Annotated in this window: 17 protein-coding genes; 5 read left to right on the top strand and 12 right to left on the bottom strand. The window is 48.7% G+C overall.

Going from position 1 to position 21125, the window contains the following annotated elements; all coding sequences use genetic code 11:
- Positions 1–115 precede the first annotated feature (115 nt).
- Both E5987_RS13465 and E5987_RS05385 read right to left on the bottom strand, forming a co-directional pair.
- Complete coding sequence (locus E5987_RS13465) at positions 116–1246, bottom strand: DUF401 family protein (protein WP_251569405.1); 1131 nt, start codon at positions 1244–1246, stop codon at positions 116–118.
- Positions 1247–1276: 30 nt separating this feature from the next.
- Positions 1277–2167 carry a MurR/RpiR family transcriptional regulator gene (locus E5987_RS05385; protein WP_160335073.1) on the bottom strand — a complete coding sequence of 297 codons (891 nt, stop codon included), beginning with the start codon at positions 2165–2167 and terminating at the stop codon, positions 1277–1279.
- Between the two features lie 162 nt (positions 2168–2329).
- Here E5987_RS05385 and E5987_RS05390 point away from each other — a divergent pair, with 162 nt between their 5' ends.
- From E5987_RS05390 to E5987_RS05410, 5 genes are all read left to right on the top strand, one after another.
- On the top strand, positions 2330–3787 hold the full coding sequence (locus E5987_RS05390; RefSeq protein ID WP_160335074.1) for an FAD-dependent oxidoreductase: 1458 nt from the start codon (positions 2330–2332) through the stop codon (positions 3785–3787).
- Positions 3788–3797: 10 nt separating this feature from the next.
- A complete protein-coding gene (locus E5987_RS05395; protein WP_160335075.1) occupies positions 3798–4142 on the top strand; it encodes a cytochrome c3 family protein in 345 nt (114 codons plus the stop codon).
- Positions 4143–4412: 270 nt separating this feature from the next.
- Positions 4413–7493: a hypothetical protein gene (locus tag E5987_RS05400; protein WP_160335076.1), complete on the top strand. Its 3081-nt coding sequence runs from the start codon at positions 4413–4415 to the stop codon at positions 7491–7493.
- A gap of 73 nt (positions 7494–7566) precedes the next feature.
- Positions 7567–9297, top strand: a complete 1731-nt coding sequence (locus E5987_RS05405; protein WP_160335077.1) for a DUF262 domain-containing protein — start codon at positions 7567–7569, stop codon at positions 9295–9297.
- A gap of 41 nt (positions 9298–9338) precedes the next feature.
- Positions 9339–9707 (top strand): FCD domain-containing protein, encoded by a 369-nt coding sequence (locus E5987_RS05410; RefSeq protein WP_160335078.1) that lies wholly within the window; start codon positions 9339–9341, stop codon positions 9705–9707.
- A gap of 120 nt (positions 9708–9827) precedes the next feature.
- On the opposite strand, the gene E5987_RS05415 is transcribed toward E5987_RS05410, so the two are convergent.
- The 10 genes from E5987_RS05415 to purE all read right to left on the bottom strand — a co-directional run bounded on the left by E5987_RS05415 (position 9828) and on the right by purE (position 21060).
- The gene (locus E5987_RS05415) at positions 9828–11723 is read right to left on the bottom strand and encodes a flavocytochrome c (RefSeq protein WP_160335079.1); all 1896 of its coding nucleotides are present in this window, start codon (positions 11721–11723) and stop codon (positions 9828–9830) included.
- 72 nt (positions 11724–11795) lie between these two features.
- Entirely contained in the window at positions 11796–13205 is a 1410-nt protein-coding gene (locus E5987_RS05420; RefSeq protein ID WP_160335080.1) for an FAD-dependent oxidoreductase, read from the bottom strand.
- Positions 13206–13207: 2 nt separating this feature from the next.
- Positions 13208–13867 carry a response regulator transcription factor gene (locus tag E5987_RS05425; RefSeq protein ID WP_160335081.1) on the bottom strand — a complete coding sequence of 220 codons (660 nt, stop codon included), beginning with the start codon at positions 13865–13867 and terminating at the stop codon, positions 13208–13210.
- Positions 13860–15620, bottom strand: a complete 1761-nt coding sequence (locus tag E5987_RS05430; protein WP_160335082.1) for a sensor histidine kinase — start codon at positions 15618–15620, stop codon at positions 13860–13862. The genes E5987_RS05425 and E5987_RS05430 overlap by 8 nt, the downstream gene beginning before the upstream one ends.
- Positions 15621–15813: 193 nt before the next feature.
- A complete protein-coding gene (gene murI / locus E5987_RS05435) occupies positions 15814–16608 on the bottom strand; it encodes a glutamate racemase (protein ID WP_160335083.1) in 795 nt (264 codons plus the stop codon).
- The gene (locus E5987_RS05440) at positions 16605–17507 is read right to left on the bottom strand and encodes a DMT family transporter (protein WP_160335084.1); all 903 of its coding nucleotides are present in this window, start codon (positions 17505–17507) and stop codon (positions 16605–16607) included. The genes murI and E5987_RS05440 overlap by 4 nt, the downstream gene beginning before the upstream one ends.
- Positions 17504–18376 (bottom strand): pseudouridine synthase, encoded by an 873-nt coding sequence (locus E5987_RS05445; RefSeq protein WP_160335085.1) that lies wholly within the window; start codon positions 18374–18376, stop codon positions 17504–17506. The genes E5987_RS05440 and E5987_RS05445 overlap by 4 nt, the downstream gene beginning before the upstream one ends.
- A gap of 9 nt (positions 18377–18385) precedes the next feature.
- Positions 18386–19378: an L-threonylcarbamoyladenylate synthase gene (locus E5987_RS05450; RefSeq protein ID WP_160335086.1), complete on the bottom strand. Its 993-nt coding sequence runs from the start codon at positions 19376–19378 to the stop codon at positions 18386–18388.
- Between the two features lie 9 nt (positions 19379–19387).
- Entirely contained in the window at positions 19388–20554 is a 1167-nt protein-coding gene (locus E5987_RS05455) for a 5-(carboxyamino)imidazole ribonucleotide synthase (protein ID WP_160335087.1), read from the bottom strand.
- An 11-nt stretch (positions 20555–20565) separates the two neighbouring features.
- Complete coding sequence (gene purE / locus E5987_RS05460; protein WP_160335088.1) at positions 20566–21060, bottom strand: 5-(carboxyamino)imidazole ribonucleotide mutase; 495 nt, start codon at positions 21058–21060, stop codon at positions 20566–20568.
- Positions 21061–21125: the final 65 nt, after the last annotated feature.

The raw sequence follows: 21125 nt of genomic DNA on the forward strand, positions 1-21125 counted from the left end.
AAATAATCGGGAGTAACTTTAAGCTTTGCCGATAATCATAATGGTTTCTACTTAATGTAGAAGCGTCCGAACTCAAATTGGAAAGTGTTTAGCAGAAAAGATCGAGCTGTATGGCTTAGAAAAGGCAAAACGCCAAAAATCCTAGAGACCATAAGAGAAAAGCCAGAGCAACCGGCGGAAAGATCTGCTGAATTAGACGGAATGCCGAGCATTTGAAGTACTTAGCGCAAACAATGAGGCACAAATGAGCGGGAGTTAAGTATTGGATAAAGAATCCCAGCGCTAACAGCCAGCACACTAAGTTGAACTGGTTTCCGGTTAAGCCGACGATCAGAGGCATGACAATCGCAACATACGCTTGGCTTATCCCTGTTATATAAGCCAAAAAGACAGTAACAAGAGAAAATGTGAGGACTGTAGGAACACCGCTCGAATATATGAAGTTTGTCAGTAGCTGATTGATCCCAAGCGAGTTGATAACAGCAGCAAATATTAGGATGAACGCGACCTCAGAGAGTAGAAAAAGGTTATCTTTGCTTGGCTTGAAAGCTTCCCAAACGGTCTGAGGTGAAACCAATGCCAGCGTAAAAATTACGGTTGCCAGCCAGAAGAAGATTTTTATATCCAAGAGAAAAAAGATCAGAGTTTCAATGAAGATTGAAACGAATACGAGGATTATTTTCAAGCTCATCGAGCTTTTGATTGAGTGGCCGGTTTCTTTTGAATATTTCTTAGAACTCGGAATCAGAAACTTCCAGCCCAATAGGAAAGTAAGCAAAGTGAGCGGAAGCAAAGTTAGACTGACAAACCACAAAGAAGTGTTTGTAATGGCGCAGGCCAAGACGGTTCCCGTGATCAGCGGGTTGCTGTATACGTGGAAGTGCCTGAAAAAATAGTTAATCGCGGCGAGCTGACAGCCTGAGAGTTTTTTCCCAGCTGAAGACGGAAACATGGAGCAGGCAAAATGCGCGCCGCCTATAGACGGAATCAAACCGATTAGCCCGGGGATGAACGCATAGGACAGACGAGTTAAATTCCGATCCGCCAGATAGTTTTCGATCGACGAGATCACGCTTAGTCGATCAAGAATTCGCTCCAAGACAGATACCAAATAGAGGATTAGAAGAGGAGCAAAAAAGTAATCGAAGGTGCCTAAGCGGTTGAATGTGTCATGAACTGTTCGACTATTACCAAAAAAGACTAGCAGTGCTAATGACGCAGCTAAGAAAAACCTTCCTATCGTCATAGTCTCTCCTTGGTTCTTTATCGCTTGAATTTATTCGGCGAACCGGCAGATTTGAAGGAAAGCTCCGTCCTGCTCGTTAAATTCATTGAATTCTTTTAATCGTTTTCTCGCGACAGGCTCATCGAGCTTGTAGATTTCATAGGCGAGGGCGTCAGTCAGTGCGAGCATGGGAGACATGATGTCCAAGAACCCCTGAAAAAGAAGAGGTGTCAGCAGGGACACTTCAGCAAGACTGATTTCGTCAAAAGTTCTGTAGTCGGAGACGACAATGATCTTGACGCCTTTTCTTGCCAAGAGTCTTATCAGCTTCAGCGTTGACCGCGGATAGTGAATCACTGTAAAAATTAAAGCGGCGTCTTCCTCAGAAAGATCGTTGATTGCGGAAAAGGCATCAAATTCATCAGTTCCCTGAATGTAGCGAACATCTTTATGAACCTTACCGAGGACATACGAAGCATGAACCGCAACGCCGAAGCTCGCCTTATGGCCAACGGTGACAATTTTGCGGGCCCTGTACAGCGTATTGGCGGCCTTTAAAAAATTTTCATTGTCCAATTCTTCGGAGAAAGTTTTTAAAGCTTTCATCGACTGTCTGATGGTTGCTGACAGAGTATCGTCTTTGTCAGAAGCTTCAACCGCTAGAAATTCATGTTTTCCAATTGAACCCTGAGCGATTTGCTGAAGCTCTTTCTGCAGGGCAGGGAACCCGCTGAACCCCATCGCAGTTGCGAATCTCACAACTGTTGCCGAACTGACTCCGGCTCTTTCTGCAAGTTCTGAAGCGTTAAGGAAAGCCGCTTCCAGATGGTTATGCAGAAGAAAATTTGCGATTCTTCTGTGCTGACGAGATAGCTGCTGAGCTTTTACTTCTAAAAGCTTTAAAAAATTTGGAACATTGGCTAATTCAGTTTGCTGCATCATTCGTTTCTTCTGAAATTTAGATTTCATTTTAATCAACAATTCATTCTCTGTATTGTGAAAAATTGGAATTATTAGCTAGTAAAACTACTAATTTTGAAAAATTTATTGCGTAATTAAAATTTCATTCAGTTTCATTTGAAATAAAAATTGCAAGGAGAACTTATGCAGCGACGCAATTTATTTAAGCTTGGGCTCGGTTCTTTAGGAATCATGAGTACCGCAGAGCTGGTTCACGCACAGGAACCGTCTGAATCCAAGACGAACAAGTTTGACTTTATCGTGATAGGCGCCGGCGCGGCCGGTATGGCGGCAGCCATAGAAGCAAGATCATTAGGAGCTTCTGTCGCAGTTCTTGAAAAGGCGCTTCGTCCTGACGGCAACACGTTTTATGCTTCCGGACGTCTGTGCGGCGTAGGAAGCCGCTATCAAAAAGAGACCGGGGACACTCTCGAGAAATTTGTCAATGATGCTTGGCACGAAACACAAGGGGTTGGAGATAAAAAAGTGATCGAGGCTTTTGCCAAGGAATCCGGCCCAAGTATTGACTGGCTTATCGACATGGGCGTTCCTCTGACGCTGAAAAAGGGGTTGCCGGCGCCAAATTTGTCCAGAGCTTTCTTTATGACCACAGACGGAACTACCGGCGGATCTATTCTGATGAGAAGGCTTCTTAAGAAAGCAAAGGACGACGGAGTCAAACTTTTTGTGAACACGAAAGCCTTTGAACTTATCACAAATCCGGATGGGGATGTCATTGGCGTCAAGGCGAAAACACCTGAAGGAGTCAAGTCGTTTATGGCTGCCAAGGGCGTGATTATCGCGACCGGAGGATTCTCGGCTAATGAAGAAATGCGCGTGATGTACATGGGTCCGTGGGCTGCAAGACTGAACTTGAGAGGCTCCATGAGGAACACCGGCGAAAATATTCTTATGACCAGACCGCTTGGCGCAAAACTTGTAAACATGACAGAGTTTTACGCTGGTCCGATTGTTCCTGAAACGCATGCAAATCCGGCTCGTGTCAGCAACTCCGCATACGGAATGATTGTTGGCAAAGACGGCAAGCGCTGTGTAGATGAAAGCTTGGGGCAGGCCATACGCTCTAAGCTTCTGCCGCAGGTAACTCCTGATAATCGGACGTTCATCATTTGCGACATCAAGACAAACGATGAAGACAATATCCTTACCAAACTCTTAGACCGCTTCAAGAGATTGAACAGCCCTGTTTACGAGGCCAACACTATCGCTGAATTAGCTAAGAAAGCCGGCATTAATGAGAAAAATCTTGTTGCCAGCGTAAAAGAGTTCAACGAGGCAATCGCTAAAAATAAAGGTTCTGAACTGGAACCCCCTCACAACAGAAAGAAACCGCACCCTGTTTCTACCGCGCCGTTTTATGCCATTCCGATGAGCGGCGGTATTGCGGCTACTTTTGGGGGACCGAAGATCAATGAGCATGCGCAGGTTGTTGATTTGGATGATGTTCCGATTAAAGGACTTTACGCAGCCGGTAATGCTGCAGGCGGCCTCTGGTATGCGGAAGACATTCCGGGCTGCCAAATTACGAGCGGCGTGGCGATGGGAAGAATCGCCGCAAGACATGCAATCACAGGCAAATAAGGAGAATGAAATGAAACATAAGTTGTTAGCCTCTATTTTTGCGGGTTTCTTAGCCTTATTTTCGGTTTCGGTGTTTGCTCAGAACGCCGCTCCTTTAGCGGACAGACATGTTCAGAAGGGACAGAACTGTGCGGCTTGTCATTCGGAGAATCCCCCTGCAAAGGCGGTTCCGACTGAAAAATGTCAAAGCTGCCATGGCGGATTTGAGGCTATGAAAGAAAAGACTAAGGATCTCAAGCCTAATCCTCACTATACGCATATGGGCGATCAGCCTTGCGAAGAGTGTCATAAGGGCCATCAACCGTCAGTTAACATGTGTTCTCAATGTCACAAAATTGAACTGAAGGTAAAGTAGTCTGATTGTGACGGGCATGAGGAGACCTTATGGTCTCCTTTATTTGTTTTGGGATTAAACAGCCGTTTGATGAAGTGCCTGTGATGTGGATATGAATAAGGAGAGCTGGTTAATAGAAATGAACGAGAAATTCGTTTCAAATCGTCGTCACTACAGCTATACCCCACGTTCTTGGGAAAAGTGTTACCGAGTAGGTAATTTCCACCTAACGCGAATAAATAACCTCCCGTATTATTAAAGGTTTTCAAAAGTTCCCGGAAAGAATCAGACGTGAGAGAAACTTTTAACTTCGATAAAAAAGACAGAGAACTGCTCAGACGCATCAACGAGGTGATTGACCACGGCCCCGCGACATCCGAAGAGCAGGAGGCCTTTAATACCAGTCTGCATCCGCACGGTATCCAGAATATGGTCACCACCCATGAAGTTCGCATGGCAATGGCCGTCATTAACCTTCTGCAGAGACTGAACAGCATCGAAGGAATGAATGAGCGACTGTCCGCGCTTAAAACACTTCATGAAGAAGTGCTTTACAGCGCTCAGACGCCCTTTAAGTTCAATACCGCCCGCGTGCTGATTCAGATCATGAAGGACATTGTCCGCTCTCGCGGCAATGAAGAAGAGCAGCTTCGTCTGATTCACGACTTCCAAAAGGTTGCCGCAGGCAACCCTCGTATCGTCCGTTCCTTCCTCACGAAATACTATCTTCTGGAGATGCCGGAGGAGTGGAATCAGAAGACCATGGATGACCATGTTCATGATTCAAATACCATGGGCCGCAAGAACCCGACTTACCTGGTGATGGATGCTCGTGTAAAGGGCATCCGACGCCTGTCTGTCGTGTACTACAACTATGTAGATCCGCACGCCGTTTACGAGTTGTTTGAGGCGGCGCGCATCATGGAAATTTCCGTCCGCTTAGGCATTAAATACAAAGCCAAGTTTGACGATCGATACGTAGAGATTCTCTGGACGCCCAGAGGGTTTACCGATACGAAGAGCGTGATGGACTTCCTGCAGAAGCCGGATGTTGTTCGTTTAATGGCTCAGGGCCGTAAGGTAGAACTTTGGGCGCGTGAGCGAGTCCTTGAGACGCTTGCTGCCTTTAACGAGAAGCACGCCCGGGCAATCGAAAAAGAATACGGCCTGAAACTGCCGAAACTTTCTGAAGAGCAGTTCAGAGCATTCATCGGAACCGGACAAACCTCCTTAGTTCGTTTGGCTGAATTTACGCATAAGTCCATTCTTCCGGCTCTTGAAGCGAGAGCGGAGGAAATCCGAGAGGCATTAGGCACCGCGGCCGAAAACGAAAAAGCCGATTTGAACGCTTCCTTGGCAAAGCTTGATGAGCTCACGTCCGCACATCTGTATCAGAACTATCTGAGACCAAGCCGCAACTCCGAGATTAAGTCGCTGAGCCTTCCTCAGGATGACGATCGTCCGGAGCTTCTGAATATTGATATCGCGTCTTTGCTTTCCATGCTCAAGTCTGTGCGTGCGAATTCGCGCGCCACTTTGCTGACAAGTCGGCTGAGCGCTGTCGATGTGCTGGAACTTCTGTGGGATACGGAAGGCGCTATTTCGCACTTGGAAGTCTTCAACATGAAGGAGTGGAAGCTTGGGTCACAGGAGAATATTCAGGAGATCAATGATCTGCAGCACGCGATCAATGAAAGAAACGTCATCAAGCTTAAACGTCTGATTTCTTCGATGCTCGCGCTTCCGCAGGTGCAGGAGCATCCGCAGAAGAAGGCGGTATTTACCGAGATTCTGGAAAACATTCCATTGCTCTTGAGTTTCTACCGCCGCCAGCCCCTTGGAAGTCGATTCGGTACGGACTCCACGACGCTCTTGGGTTCGCATTTTGGCATGGGGCTTGCCGTGCCGGAAACGCTTCCTGCGAGCGCGCAGAAAATGATCGGTAAAAAATCCCGATTCAGCCCGTTCAGCCTGCCGCTTAAAGTGCCGGTTAAATGCGTGGATGTGTACTCGGAAAACGAGCACTCGCCCGGCTGGATTAAATGGCTCAAAGAAAAGACCGGATGCTCCAAACTCGGCAGAAAACACGAACGAGTCTGGGAAGCCGGCTACGCGCATGCCGCTCTCACGGATAAAGGAAACATCATTACGTTGGGCGGTGAGACGCCTGCGGATTCCAACGGTTTTGTTCATAAGCAGAGCGAAGAAAAAAACGGTAAGAAGCAGGGCTTTGCGTACACCAATACCACGCTTTTAAACATCCTGAAGGTTTCCATCGGTTTTGTTCCGGCGTTCTTCACGTTCATGATGACGCAGAACTGGTGGGTGCTTGCTTGGTTCGGCGCGCTGATTTGGTTCAGTATCACCGGTGTCCGTAACATTATTCAGGCGCTGATCGCGGCGGGCGGATTCCGTCAGGGTATGCGCATTAATTGGACTCAGGTTGTGAACTGGTCCCGCGTGAGTGATTCGCTTATGTACACAGGCATGTCGGTCGTGCTGCTGGAAGGCTTTACGCGCAACATCCTGCTCGGTCATTGGCTCGGCATCACTGTAGATAAAGCGCCGCTTCTGGTGTTCTCGATCATCGCGCTTGCGAACGGCTTGTATATCTCTTCGCACAATATCTTCCGAGGCTTTCCGAAGACCGCGGTCGTTGGAAATCTCTTCCGAAGCGTGCTCGCGATTCCGGTGGCGATGGTCTACAACTTTGTACTGGCAATGATCATTCCGATTCTGACGGGCGGTCCCGCAGCGGCGGTTCTAGTGCCTGCGGCCGCGATTGTTTCCAAGTTTGCTTCTGACACCGTTGCGGGCGTGATCGAAAGTGTCGCGGATCGTCAGAACAACTATCGTCTGCGTACCTCAGACTTTAAGATGGGCGTCAAAGGCCTGTTTGACTGCTTCACCAAGCTTGAACTTGCGTTCCCGAAGAACGACATTCTCTCGCTCCTTTCTAATCCTTCCGAATTCATCAACATGATTTCGATGAAGTCGAAGGCGATGGAGATTCAGTGCATTGTGATTTCGCTAGACCTGATGTACATCTGGTACTACCAGCCCTGCGCAAGATACGCCTTCATGTCCGAACTTCGCAAGATGAGTGCGGAAGAAAGACTGGTGTTTGTACGCTTCCAGCAGACGCTGTCTCAGTACCAGGAGGTATCTCGTCTCTTCCTGGACGGAATGCTCGGACAGAAGTTCTCCAAGGCGCTTTCTTTCTACTTGGAAAACTACAAGGATTACCTGCAGGCCATTGAGGAGATTCGAGTGAGGGTCGATGTCTCAGAAAAGCTTAGTGAATCGGCGATAAGAGCTCAAGCCTCATCGAGTATTATCGAATCGCAGCGAATGGAGATTAATACGAGATAGTGAAGAGAAAGTGTTTGTTAAATTAACTTTACTGCTTATAACTAATTGAAATAAAAAAGAAAGAGGTGATGAGATGAAAGATCTTAACATTGAGTCAAAAAATATTTTTGGAGCTTTGTCAGAATGTAAACAGGGTTTCTTAATTCCAGATTATCAGAGGCCATATGCTTGGGGAGAGGATGAGTGCCAACAATTATGGGATGATTTTTTGGAGTTTGCTAAACCGGGCGAGTGGGGTGATTTTGATTATGATAAAGAACGATATTTTTTGGGTTCTATTGTTACGTTCAAAAACGAGGAGGGTAAGTTTGAAGTAATTGATGGTCAACAGAGGTTAACTACAATTCTGCTTTTATTGAGGGCGTTTCATCAAAGATATTCACAGTCAAAAGATGAAAGATGCGAAGAGGTTTGTCGCCAGCTTAATAAGTGCTTATGGAAGGTAAGTGAAGAAGGGAAACCGCTTAAAGGAAATCCAAAAATTATGTCAAACGTTGTGTCTAAAGAGCACAGCGGTGAATTCGAGCAAATAATCACGGAAGGAGAAGCCGGAGAGAAGTGGGAAAGCAACTACGCCAAAAACTATAATTTCTTCTTGCAGAAAATTGATAGGTTTGTTGGCAAGTATTTGTCAGATAACTTTTATCTGCCTATAAGAATTATGAACAACGTAACTCTGCTTCTCATTGAGGCAGATTCACAGTTGTCCGCATTAAGAATTTTCTCGACTTTAAACGATCGAGGGTTGCCGCTTTCCGATGCTGATATTTTTAAATCCCAGTTCTACAAATTTTTCAATGAAAAGGGAAGAAAAGACGAATTTGTGGAGCGCTGGAAACAATTAGAAGAGCGTGTATCGGAAATTTTTGCTTCTGGCCGTGGATCACCAATGGATGAGCTTTTCACTCGTTATATGTATTTCGAGTGGGCGCGACAAGGTATTAGAACCAACACTACAAAAGCTTTGAGGGATTTTTTTAGTGCTGGTAACTACAAGCTTTTAAAGGATGAAGTAACGCTTCAAAATCTTGAAAAACTGGCTAACTTCTGGAAGCAGGTTGCCGATCAAGATCCTGAGGCATTTTCAGAGGAAGTGTTAAAACGACTTTTTGTCCTTAACTATGCTCCTAACGGTATGTGGACATACATCTGTAGCGTCTATTTTCTTACTAGATGCGATAAAGAGGGTAAATTGAATAATGAGGAATTCTTAGCATTCCTTAGAAGAATTACAGCGCTCATATTTTCCTATGCATTAACGATTCCAGGAGGAAATGCTCTGAGAACTCCTCTCTATCCTGCGATGAATGAATTGGCTGATGAAAAAAGTAAGAAAGACGTTACTTTTGAGAACTTCAAATTTAAGGAAAAAGATTTACGAGAAACGTTCAAGATGACTAAGTTTAGTAACTCTCGTGCAATTACGAGGACAATTTTGACGTGGTATGCCTTCAATTTTCAAGATCAGAAATTACTTGAATTAACAGATAACTTTCAACTTGAACATATCTACGCCAGAAATCGTCATAAAGTTCAGCCGTTGAAAAAGGCAGATATGCTCGAGTCACTAGGAAATAAGTCACTGCTTGAAAGAAAAATTAATATCAGTGCATCAGACTATCAATTCGAAGATAAACGCCGTAAATACACAGACGAAAAATCTGGAACAAAGATATGGGAGTTACGGGAACAGGTGGCCAGCAACAAGGATTTCAAATATAAAGATATTGAGAGAAGAGAAATGCAAATAGTTGACGCTTTTATTGAGTTCTTAAAACAGGAAGATTTAATCGAAACTGCTTAGAAAATGGGGTCGAAAGCCATTCGGAATTTAACGATGCTCGGATGATGAATGAGCTTTCGGTCATTCCTTTTGTGATTCAGCGGCTTACTCCTGCGATTCAGGCTCCGATGAGAGAGCTCGTACAGGATATACGGCTTTATGCAGAAGATCCGCTGAAGGCCGACGCGCTTCTCATGGAATTTCATCTGCTCATGCTGCACAGCTGCGGCAATCGGGTGATGAAAGTGTTTGCCGGTGTTGTGCGGACCTATTTCAAATCAACCAAGCATCTGATCAAAGAGAAGCCGAAGGAATTTTTTGAAAAACGGGCGGATCTCTGCGAGAAGCTTCTCGCAAGTTTAAAAAATAAGGAGTTAAATTCTGCCGCTTTGATCCTGACGGAGATGATTGAGGTAAAAGACGGGCAGTGAGTAATAGCAGCTGAACCGCAGTGCTTTAGCTTTGTTTCTCTCGTCAAGGAAATGCCGTCAGTGTGCAAGAGGAAGGCCGCCAAATAGCGGCTTTCCCCGATGAGCTGCTAAAAATCAGCTTTATTTATTCTGGCTGGCAGAGATACCTGCGATGTTGCCAAATGTCAGAGCGTCAGCGATAGCATTTCCGCCGATGCGGTTCTTGCCGTGCAGACCTCCGGTGACTTCACCTGCGGCGTAAAGGCCTGGAATCGGTTTCCCGTTTGCATCCAGAACTTGAGCGTTCGTGTTAATCGCGACGCCTCCCATGGTGTGGTGTACGGACGGTTTGCGGGGTTCCGCATAGTACGGACCTTCATACATCGGAATCGTCGGAGAGCACGACGGACGATTGAATTCCGTATCTTTTCTTTCGCCGCGGCAGAAGCTGTTGAATTCATCAAAGGTCTTTTTCAGGACCTTAGGATCGATGTTTGTCTTCTTCGCGAGCTCTTCGACAGTTTCACCTCTGACCAGTTTGCCGGCTTTGATGAGGCTGTCTACGGACAGTCCGTGAACAGTAAGGCCGTCTTTCACCCGAGCGTTTTTAACCGTGCACATTCTCCAGAATGTCCCGCCGGGCTGCTGAATCGCAGCTTTCGAAAGGACGTCTCGACGTTCCATTTCGTTGACAAATCGTTTGCCTTCGTTGTTAACGTAAAGTGCTGTACCTTCACAGGTTGCGATCGTCTGACCGGTGGTTGGATCAGTAACCGGAAGCAGCTGGATATAACCCATGCCGACTAACTTGGCACCGGCTTTCTCTGCCATCGGAATGCCGTCACCGGTAATCGCGCGGCTGTTAGTTGTACCGATGCGCTTGTCAAGCTTGCCGTCCCAAAGCTGGTCGTATTTCATGCGCATTTCGATATTCGCTCCGAAACCGCCTGTTGCTAAAACAACACCTTTCTTAGCAAGGACCTCGACGTTTTTGCCTTGACCATCTTTAGCCTTAACACCGACGACTCGACCGTTATCTTTGATCAGCTCGTTAGCACGAGTCATGTAGTAGACCTTAACGGGGAGTTTTTCTTTATCTATCGTATCTCGGTAGGTATTGAGATAGCCTAAGCCGCTGTGATAGTTCGCAGCGTCATGGCTTCTAGGCCAGAGAGCGCCGACGTACTGGCTGGTATACGGGTGCCACTCAAGGCCCATTTTCGAAAGACGAACAACCGTTTCGGGGGCGTGTTTCGTCATTTCATAGATCAGATCAAGATCGGCTTCATAATCACCGTCTTTCCAAGTCTGAAGAGCATGGAATTCGGGACTGTCAAAAAGAACCCCCGGGTGAGCTTTAATCCAAGCGTTGTAGTCAGCGGATATTTTGGTCTGAAGTTGTTTGTGAAGTTCGCTTCTAGGCTTATCTTTTAGGACATCCTCTACGAGTTTCATCTGTCCTTCAGACATCTTCTGCTTGCTTTCAAGCGCTTCATCGGCAGCGTTCAGAGCACCTCCGGCGAGAATGGTATTACCACCGAGGAACGGCATTTTCTCAAGAACAATGACATTGGCTCCTTTGCGCGCTGCGGCAACAGCTGCAGACATACCGGCCCCGCCGCCGCCAACGATGACAACGTCAGCTTCAGATTTAGCAGGAACTGATACGGCGTATTTAACTGCCTCGCCTTTGCGGAATTGTGCAGGATCAAGACCGGCTTTCTTAAGTGCGTCGGAAACAGCACTTAGAATACCCATAGATGTGAAAGTTGCGCCGGATACGCGGTCAACTTTCAGTGTCTGATGATCAACGATGGCTTTAGGAATAAAAGCTTTAGGAAGATCGGAAACGCCGGGAGATTCAAAGTTTTTAAGGATTTTGACGTCCTTGATATGACCCTTTTCAACAGTGACAGCGACGTGAATTGCATCGTTGTGGCCCTGAGCCTCTCCTTCAAATGTTCCGTCTGCAGCTGAAGCAATAAATCCGAATATGAACAGTAATGCCGCGGCTGCGGGAGTAAGCAGTCTTTTCATTTTTCCTCCAAGAATTGAGTGCTGACAGAACGATTATTCTCAAAACTCGGGACGTAAACTATATACAAAAGTTTATGGTGAGGATGCGGTTTTCCCTGCTTTTCGGCCGAAGACGAGTGCATCCGTCAATCCGTTTCCGCTGAGTCTGGATTGGCCGTGAACGCCTCCGGTGATTTCTCCGGCTGCATAAAGTCCGCGGATAGGCTCGCCTTGCTTGCCGAGCACCTGTGCACGGTTATTGATGCGAAGACCGCCTACCGTATAGCAAACGTTCATGACTGCGAATGCGGCCCAGTAAGGAGCCGTGCGAAGTTCGTGCAGGAGTTGTCCTTTTGCTTTGCCAAGAGGATCATACTTTTGTCTGACGAAGCCGTTGTATTCATCAATCGTCTTTTTTAATTCGTGGGCAGAGATATTAAGCTGTTTGGCTAGGTTTTCAAGGGTCAGCGAGCAGACGATATCACCGGTCTCGACGGCCCGAATACTGTCTCTCTGAATAGTAGGGCTGTAGCTCCTAAAGTTGTCATCATCTGTAATTAGAAACGCTTCTTTTTCAGGAAGGGAGAGGATCTTGTCTTGTATTTCAGTCATTCCGGCATCTTCTCTGATGAAGCGTTTGCCTCGGTGATCGACAAGAATGTAGCGGGCATTGTCGCCGTGCAGGCGTCCTCTGAATTGACCGCCTCGCCGGGTCCCGACCATGCAGAAAACTTTGTCCATGAGCGTCACGGCGGCGCCGATGTCCTGTGCCGCTTCAATCATCTTTCCGTCTGCGCTTTTGAGGCTTATGGACGGCAGATCAGCAAATTCAGAAGCGTATTGACGGATCATTTTCTCATTGGAGGCAAAACCGCCTGAAGCAAGGATGACTGATTTTGATGCCGAAATTTCAGTGAGTTTTCCTTCAATGAGTGCCTGAACACCGCAGATTGAGCCTTTGCGAGTAATGAGCTTGATAACATCCGCGGCAGTGATAATTTCGACACCGAGCTGCCGAGCGTACAAGCTCAGTGTTCGAATGTATCCGTCGCCCTCATATCCTGACGGTCGTGCCGAGCGAGGCCTGCTGTTTCCGAAACTGGCAACAGAACTTTTGACGAAGTTCATCCCAAGGCTCTTCAGCCAAAGCATGACTTCGTACGATTCAAAAGCGAGAACTTTAGCAAGTGCCGGATCAGCAGAAGACCCGCCTTCCTCGATAATATCAAGATAGAAATTCTGTGGGCTGTCTGTTTGGTCTTCTGGACTGACGAAGTTGAAGTAGCCGCCTCCGATCCATGTGTTGCCTCCGATCTCCTTGTTCTTCTCTAATACAAGAACTTTTGCTCCGTTTTCAGCAGCGGTACAGGCTGCGGCAAGGCCGGCTGCACCGGCTCCAATGACGATAACGTCAGGAGCGCGAAATGACGCTTTAGCCCAAGTGCCTAAGCAGGACTGAGCAAAAAGAAGGGCAGGAAAAAAGAGAGTTTGCCGGCGACGCATGTTTATTTCAAAATGAGTGTCTTAGTGAAGAAGTTCGGGTCGTACTTATCATTATCAAGGACGCCCGCAGCGTCAAATAGAGCCTTCAGCTCAAGCGCGTTTTTTACGTTCAGTTTGTGGCATAAATTACTTCGATAAATTTTGACGGACTGCTCGGCAAGATCAAGCTCCGCGGCGATTTCTTTATTGCTGAGTCCGGAAATAACAAGATGCGCGACAGACATTTCCCGAGCTGTCAATCCTTCAATCAAGTCACTGCAGTGCTGCTTAGATGCTTTCTCCTCCCAATCTCTGACGCAGTAGTCTGAAAGTTTTTTTACGGTCTCAAGCAGTATTTCAGGTTTAATCGGTTTCTTCAGAAAGTCAAAGGCTCCTTCTTTGAATGCGAGTACCGCGGAATCGACATCGGCGTGTCCTGTTACGAAGACAATCGGAAGGGCTGCGCCTTTGCGCTTAAGTTCCAACATCACTTCAAGGCCGGTTAGTTTCGGCATGCGCAAATCCAGTATGACGCACCCCGGACGTTCAAAATCGTCATGCTCTAAAAATTCCAGACCATCCTCATAGCAAACGGTATTCCAGCCGTTCAGTCTGAGAAGAAAACTTCGAGAATCCCGTACTTCTTTTTCATCGTCCACAATGCGTATGATCGGGTCAAGCATTTATATTTCCTTTAACCGTTGGTAGGAAGACTTTGACAATTAGTCCGTTTTCCGCAGTCTTTTCAAATTCCAAATGACCGCCGTGAGATTCTGCGATTTGGCGGCAAATGGACAGCCCAAGACCGGTGCCTTGAGGCTTTCTTGTAAAGAGAGGCGAAGTTAATTTTGGTAGGTCGCTTTCCTGCAGGCCGCGTCCCCGATCGGAAATTCGGATTTCCGCCTTTCCATCGGGAGTCTGCCGGAGCATGACTGAGATGACCTTTTCTTCCTCTGACTCCATAGCTTCCTTCGCATTTCTGAAAAGGTTTGAAAAGAGCAGTTTAAGTTCAAGCGGCTCAGCCTCGACAAGGATTTCCTTATTGCCCAGATCTGGCTCAAACTTGATGTCCGTACCGTAATCCGCATGCTGAAACTCATTAATTGTAGTTTTTAGCGTCTGAGTGAGGGACAGGACAATTTTTTCGCTTTCTTTCTTTTTTGCGTAGCTTCTGACGTGATCAATGATCGCAGCGACGCGGGCCGCAGAGCCAGCCACTCGGTTTGAAATTTCCGAAGCTGTTTTATCCTCCCGGTAATTGTTTTCAACGTACTTGCTGAGGCAGGCGGAGTAATTGATGATTGCTTCCAAGGGCTGATTCACTTCATGCGCAACGATAGAGGAGAGCTGAGAGATGATGCCTGAGCGCTCGGCTCGGTTAAGCTTGTCCCGGACTGCAGAAGCTTCTTTCTGAAGCTGAACTTTCTTTTGGATCTCAGTTCGAAGCTGTTCTGTTCGAATGCGAACAAGCTGTTCTGTTCTGAGGTAGTGAATAATGAACAGAATGATCAAAACGATTGCAGCATACACAAAGTTCTTGTATTCGTCCCACACCGATTCAAGCGTCGGGTTGTAAAACGGTTTTATTTTTAGCTTGCGAAATAGGCTTTCAATGTCTTGATAATTATTAGCAATGCCCCAGCTGTAGGCGTCGCGGCTGGGCGGCATGCTCAGAAGTGAAGAGGCTAGAAGCTTTGCTTTATTAGGATCGGTGTGAGCAAACGCGCCGACAACAATGCCCGGATAGAGATCAGTGCTGTGCAGACACTTTAAAGATGCCGATTTTCTCGGCCCAATGACTTTGAAATCTTTGGAAGAAAAACTTTCATTTTTAAGAAGGTCTTCCACCTCGCAGGCACTAAGGATCCCGATATCAACGTCTCCATTTGCGACTCGTGCAATTACATCAGGGAACTCGTGATTGGTGAAGACAGTGTGTTTTTCAATTTCTTTTATGTCTGAGTAGAGCCTTACGAGTTCATTGAGCGCTAGATACCAGTCAAAACCTTCATCCGAGTAAGCCGCTATTTTTTTGCCTTTCAAATCAGCCAAAGTGCGGATGTCATTTCTATCAGAACGGCTGATGAAAGCGGCTCCTACGGATTCTCTGGGAATCGTAGCCCTGGGGTGTGTTCGGGTCGCTATTGCGCGCGCCTTTTCGATTCTCTCCAAGTATGCAGCCATTCCGGCAGATGTCATGAAAAAATCAAGTTCGTTGTTTTCAGCTGCTAGAACCATTGAGTCATAATCTTTGAATTCTCGGGTCTTAAATATCAGATCCGGATGCTTAGAGCGAAGATTTAACAGCGTCGGGCCAAAAGTATGAATGTAGAACGACGTATCGAGAGTTTGAACGGTTCCAATCGTAATAGTGTTGTTAGACGCATGAGCCAGCCCTGCAAATAGAGGGACAGATATCATGAGAATAAGACGCACATAAATCTTCATAAGCGCATATTAGCGGGAATACGCTAAAGAGCAATTCGGTAATACGAGTAACTTCAATTTGCGGTTGTGCAATCGGAATGCGAAGCAAGCCGCAGAGGTTTCCGCTGGAACTATTCGCTCGAGTCAGCTAAAAAACAGACAACTTCCCTGTAGATGTCAATGAACAGAACGCCGGTTCGGTTCAGTCTCTAATGCTCTCAAGCTGTACCGGACGATTCCACAAGAGCTCAACAACACTGCGGTGGTTTTCGGCTTCTCCGCTGATAAGAAAGCGTTCCGAGCCTTCATGATCTGTTTCGTTCAGCCCGTCAATTAGCGAAAGCCGATGCCGAAGCTCTTTGGCCACCGCAAGACTCGGATCAATAATCGTGATGCCGGCAGGTGCAAGCGTTTGGATCTGCTTAGTGAGGAACGGATAATGCGTGCATCCGAGCACAATCTGATCGGCATTTGCTTTGCGAATCGGATCCAGATACTTATGAATCAGCGAAAGCGTATGCGGGCTCTCCCAAGCTCCGGCTTCAACGCACTCCATAAGACCGGGACACGGCACGGAAACAACTTTAATCGAGTCCTGAGCGTAACGCTTCACTAAATCTCGATAACGCTCGCTCGTCAGCGTTCGTGTGGTGGCAAGGACGCCGATCGCTCGGGTTTTGGAGGCGGCGGCTGCGGGCTTAACCGCTGGTTCAATACCGATAATCGGAAGCGAGAATTTTGCTCTCAGATCATTGACCGCAGTTGCGGTCGCAGTGTTGCACGCAACGACAAGCGCTTTCACGCCGCGCAGCAGAAGCTCCCGTGTAATGCTTTCCGAGCGCTCGATAATGTACTGCGAGGATCGATCTCCATAGGGCGCATAGACGCAGTCTGCGAAATAGAGCAGGTCTTCATTGGGCATCAGCGAGCGAATCGCTTTCATCACGGAAAGACCGCCAAGTCCCGAATCAAAAACTCCGACAGGCGCTTTGTTCATGAGGCCTCGCTCGGATTAAGACGCTTGCGGCTTTTAAGATAGCCCGGAAGCCATGAACTGACCAAAATGCTGAGTACGACCAGTGCGCCGCCTGCAAGCGTGTTCCAGCCCATGTGCTCTCCGACGAGCCAGCCGATTAGGCCTGCAAAAACCGGCTCCAGCGTGTAAATCAGTACAGCCCTTGTTGCCGACACGCTCTTTTGCGCCCAGCTCATCGCGAACTGGTTAAACGCGATCATGCCGATCAGAATCGCCAGACAGATAAACGTGGCGCCGGTCGGCGCAAAACGAATATCCTCAAACGTAAGGCAGTAAAGCGTGCTCCACATTGCAACCGTGGAAAGCTGCGTAAAGCAGAACAGCATCGGATCGCACTTGTTGGCAAAATGACTCAGCACCAATATCTCAAGCGCGCAGAAGCAGGCGCTTGCGATTGTGATCCATTCTCCAAAGTTCCCGCTAAAGGAAATTCGGCTCGGATCCATGATGAGAATCATGCCGAGGAACGCGGTCAGAATGCCGCAGGAAACAATAAGTCCCGGGCGCTTGCGGAAAAGTATCAGCTGAAAGAGCGGAACAAAAGGCACGTAAAGCGCGGTCAGGAAGGCGGAAATCGAACTCGAGATGGTCTGCAGCCCTACAGTCTGCAGAAAATAGCCCAAGAAGATGCAGGATCCGGCGCTGAAACCCGCGATCCAATCCTCCTTGCGAAGGTTCAAAAGCCTTGAGCGCAGAATAAGCGCCATCACAAGCGCGCCGCCGATAAAGCGAAGCGCTACGAGAAGCGCCGGAGAAAGTCCTTTAAGGCTGATGGAAAGAAGGATAAAGGATGCGCCCCAGAGCGCTGTCACCATGACAAGCGCCCATTCGGGCCTGACGTGCCTAGTGAAAAAATTCATCGGTTTCTGTCGCTTCGGTTGGGTTTGCGGTGATAACTGTTGTTTTTATTTCTTGGGTGCGCGCTTCCTGTCGGACGACGGTGCAGCCCGGATTTTGCTTCAAAACTTTCAAAGTCCGAAAGATAACGCCACTTTCCGACAGGCAGTTTGCCAAGTGTGACGCCGCCTACGCGGACGCGTTTCAGCGCGAGCACTTTGAGACCGACTAAATCGCACATGCGTCTGATCTGTCGGTTTCTGCCTTCACGCAGCACGAATTTCAGCTGATCGTCGTTCAGCCACGAGACGTCCGCTTTCTGAAGGGGCTTGCCGTCTAATTCAAGGCCGAAGTTTAAAAGTGCAAGCTTTTCCTGCGGAAACTCAGAGTTAGGGGCTCCGTTCGTCTGCGCGACACGCACAATGTATTCTTTTTCGATGGTGCTGTTTTCACCGATGAGCTGCTTGGCGACTCGACCGTCCTGCGTCAGCACCAGCAGACCCGTGGAGTTAATGTCCAGTCTTCCCGCGGGTACGAGACTCTTTAACTGTCCAGGGTTGAAGCGCTGCTTGGTTTTGTCATCCGCCCAGCGGTTTCTCGGCTGAATTAACACCTTGGCCGGTTCATGCCCGTCTTCGGCCTGCCCGGAAACATAGCCGAGCGGTTTATTCAAAATAATCGTCACGCGCTCGCTTTGCTGCTCCTTCGCTCTTCTATCGATTTCGATTTTCTGATCAGGGCGTACCTTTGAGCCGAGTTCGCTGACGACTTGGCCGTCAACTTTGACCCAGCCTTTGGCGATCCATTCGTCTGCTTCTCTGCGGGAGGATAGACCCAATTCGCTCATTCGCTTGGAAAGTCTGACAAGGTCAGAAGCGGTTTGTTCAGTCATGATTTTCGCTCAGTGTTTTTTATCCGCGGCCGCTCTGCTCAGACGATCGAGAACACCGGCCGATGTCTCGCTGTACTCGGGTTCCACCACAAAAATCATATCCGCACCGCACTTGTCCAGTTCGTGCATCCAGCTGTAGAGGTGGACCTGAAGGTCTTTCGCATCTGTGTAGCCCTTGGCGCGTACGCAGACTTTGGCAAAGCGATCGGCAATCGCTTTCGGCGCGATCAGCGCAAAGGTCTCGAAGTGACGCGCGGCAAACTGCGTTTCTCCCGCTAAATCTTCAGCGCAGACAATCTTCAGCGCGTGTTCCGGCGCATAGTGGCTCTTCAGAGAACCGGAGACGCGCGGAGAAGCGCCGATTGCGCCGTGCATAACCGGTTTGTCCAGGACCTTGGAAATCATCTCGGCGGTGATTTCGCCCTCGCGCAGGATGCGGGGCTCTGTGCCGCTCATATCCAGAATGGTGGATTCAATACCAACGGTGCATTCGCCGCCGTCCAGTATGTAGTCGGTTTTGCCCTCGGGCTTGACGCCGAGATCGTCACGAACGTGCTGAGCGGTGGTCGGACTGATCTTTCCAAACGTGTTGGCGCTTGGAGCGGCCACGCCTTTTCCTTTGCCTTCATCAAAAAGGCAAAGCAGCTCGTGCGTGAGCGGATGCGACGGGCAGCGCAGCGCGACGGTGTCCTGGCCGCCCGTGACGAAGTCCTTGGCTCTCTCGCTTTTCTTGAGCACAATCGTGAGCGGACCGGGCCAAAAGGCGTCCGTAAGCTTTTTAACGTCGCTCGGAACATCCTTTGTCCAGTAGGGGATCGCGTCCGCGCCGCAGACATGAACGATCAGCGGGTGCGTCGCAGGACGATTTTTAGCGGCGTATATGCTTTTAACCGCCGCTTCGTTCTCCGCATCCGCCGCTAAACCGTAGACGGTCTCCGTCGGGATTGCGACGAGACCGCCTGCCTTTAACACTTCAACTGCTTTTTCAAGCTCTTTTTTCATGCTTATCGATTATTCCGGAAGCTCCAATCCGAGAAGGCGAGCCGCCATTTGGGCTTTAAACATGGCTTCCTCTTCGCTTGAAGCGATACATGTAATGTGGCCCATTTTACGACCGTGTCTCGGCTGCTTCTTGCCGTATAAATGCAGTTTGAGCCCCGGAATGTCTAATACGCTTTCCCAGTGCGGTTCACGAATCTCTTCGTTCTCATCAAACCACAAATCTCCTAAAAGATTCAGCATGACGGATTTGCTGATCTGCTCGGAAGATCCGAGCGGCAGATCGGCCATCGCGCGCACCTGCTGCTCATACTGGCTGCAGACGCAGGCGTCAATGGTGGCGTGACCGGAATTGTGCGGACGCGGTGCAAGCTCATTGGCGACAAGCTGACCGTTGGCAAGCACAAAGAGTTCGGTGCAGAGAACGCCGACGTAATCAAGCTTATTGATGATTCTTTCCGCAATCGCTCTGGCGTTCTTTGCGCTCTCTTCATCTACGCGCGCAGGCATAATCGACACGGCAAGGATTCCGTTACGATGGTAATTCTCGCAGACGGGATAAACGCTCACCTCACCTTTGCGGTTGCGCGCGGCGATAACGGACACTTCTTTAAAAAGCGGCAGTCGCTTTTCTAAAACACAGCGGACGCGCCCGAGTTTTTCAAACGCGCTGAGAAGCTCACGCTTGTCGTTTACAGTGATCTGACCTTTCCCGTCATAGCCAAGACGCGCGGTTTTTAAAATCGCAGGGAAATAATCCGGTGTAACCTCTTCGCAGTCATGATCGGAGAGAATCAGAAGGTGCGGCGCTACCGGGCAGAGCGCGGAGCGGATAAAGCTCTTCTCATCAAAACGATCCTGCGTGACGCGTACAGCGTTTGCGCAGGGACTAGTTCTTACGCCTTTGGACGCCAGAAATTCAAGCGCCTGAGCAGGCACGTTTTCAAATTCCGTTGTCACAGCCGGGCAGAGCGAAGCGAGTTCTTCGAGCGCTTTCTCGTCGGTGTAGGGTGCGCAGATGTGCTTTTCTGCGACCACGGCCGCGGGCGCGTTCGGATCCGGCTCAAGCACGCATACGCGGTAGCCCATCGTCGCCGCTGCCTGAGCAAACATGCGGCCGAGCTGACCGCCGCCGAGAAGACCGAGCCAGCTGCCCGGAAGAATAGGTTTGTCTGTCATATTCGGGTCAATTAAAGAGGAAGAACCATGTCGCGGGCTTTTTGATTCTGCGCGCGGCGGAAGTCCGCTAATTTGTCCGCAAGCGCTTCGTCCGTGACGGAGAGAATCTGAACGGCGTAAAGCGCAGCGTTTGCGGCACCGGCTTCACCGATGGCAAAGGTCGCGACCGGCACGCCCTTGGGCATCTGGACGATTGAATAAAGCGAATCCTGACCTTTGAGGTAGCGGCTCGGAACCGGCACACCGCATACCGGCAGCGTGGTTTTAGCGGCAAGCATGCCCGGAAGGTGGGCTGCGCCGCCTGCGCCCGCGATAATCACTTTAAAGCCGTTCTTGCGGGCGTTTTCTGCAAATTCAAACATCTCATCCGGCATACGGTGCGCGGAAACCACTTTCGCGGTAAACGGAACGCCGAACTGCGTCAGCATGTCGGCGGCGTTTTTCATGACATCCCAATCGGAGTTGGAGCCCATGAGGATAGCGACTGCGGGTTTTGTTTCTGTCATCGTTAATTCCTAATTAGTCAGTAATCGAAACGCGCCTTGCGGCGCGTTTCATGAGTGGGGCAGAA

It is taken from the genome of Parasutterella muris, assembly GCF_009767915.1.
In the GTDB taxonomy this organism is placed as follows: domain Bacteria; phylum Pseudomonadota; class Gammaproteobacteria; order Burkholderiales; family Burkholderiaceae_F; genus Parasutterella; species Parasutterella muris.

What these genes read in the sequence shown, in the direction of transcription:
- E5987_RS13465 (WP_251569405.1), bottom strand. Translation starts at nt 1,246, where the DNA reads ATGACGATAGGAAGGTTTTTCTTAGCTGCGTCATTAGCACTGCTAGTC.
- E5987_RS05385 (WP_160335073.1), bottom strand. Translation starts at nt 2,167, where the DNA reads ATGATGCAGCAAACTGAATTAGCCAATGTTCCAAATTTTTTAAAGCTT.
- E5987_RS05390 (WP_160335074.1), top strand. Translation starts at nt 2,330, where the DNA reads ATGCAGCGACGCAATTTATTTAAGCTTGGGCTCGGTTCTTTAGGAATC.
- E5987_RS05395 (WP_160335075.1), top strand. Translation starts at nt 3,798, where the DNA reads ATGAAACATAAGTTGTTAGCCTCTATTTTTGCGGGTTTCTTAGCCTTA.
- E5987_RS05405 (WP_160335077.1), top strand. Translation starts at nt 7,567, where the DNA reads ATGAAAGATCTTAACATTGAGTCAAAAAATATTTTTGGAGCTTTGTCA.
- E5987_RS05410 (WP_160335078.1), top strand. Translation starts at nt 9,339, where the DNA reads ATGATGAATGAGCTTTCGGTCATTCCTTTTGTGATTCAGCGGCTTACT.
- E5987_RS05415 (WP_160335079.1), bottom strand. Translation starts at nt 11,723, where the DNA reads ATGAAAAGACTGCTTACTCCCGCAGCCGCGGCATTACTGTTCATATTC.
- E5987_RS05420 (WP_160335080.1), bottom strand. Translation starts at nt 13,205, where the DNA reads ATGCGTCGCCGGCAAACTCTCTTTTTTCCTGCCCTTCTTTTTGCTCAG.
- E5987_RS05425 (WP_160335081.1), bottom strand. Translation starts at nt 13,867, where the DNA reads ATGCTTGACCCGATCATACGCATTGTGGACGATGAAAAAGAAGTACGG.
- murI (WP_160335083.1), bottom strand. Translation starts at nt 16,608, where the DNA reads ATGAACAAAGCGCCTGTCGGAGTTTTTGATTCGGGACTTGGCGGTCTT.
- E5987_RS05440 (WP_160335084.1), bottom strand. Translation starts at nt 17,507, where the DNA reads ATGAATTTTTTCACTAGGCACGTCAGGCCCGAATGGGCGCTTGTCATG.
- E5987_RS05445 (WP_160335085.1), bottom strand. Translation starts at nt 18,376, where the DNA reads ATGACTGAACAAACCGCTTCTGACCTTGTCAGACTTTCCAAGCGAATG.
- E5987_RS05450 (WP_160335086.1), bottom strand. Translation starts at nt 19,378, where the DNA reads ATGAAAAAAGAGCTTGAAAAAGCAGTTGAAGTGTTAAAGGCAGGCGGT.
- E5987_RS05455 (WP_160335087.1), bottom strand. Translation starts at nt 20,554, where the DNA reads ATGACAGACAAACCTATTCTTCCGGGCAGCTGGCTCGGTCTTCTCGGC.
- purE (WP_160335088.1), bottom strand. Translation starts at nt 21,060, where the DNA reads ATGACAGAAACAAAACCCGCAGTCGCTATCCTCATGGGCTCCAACTCC.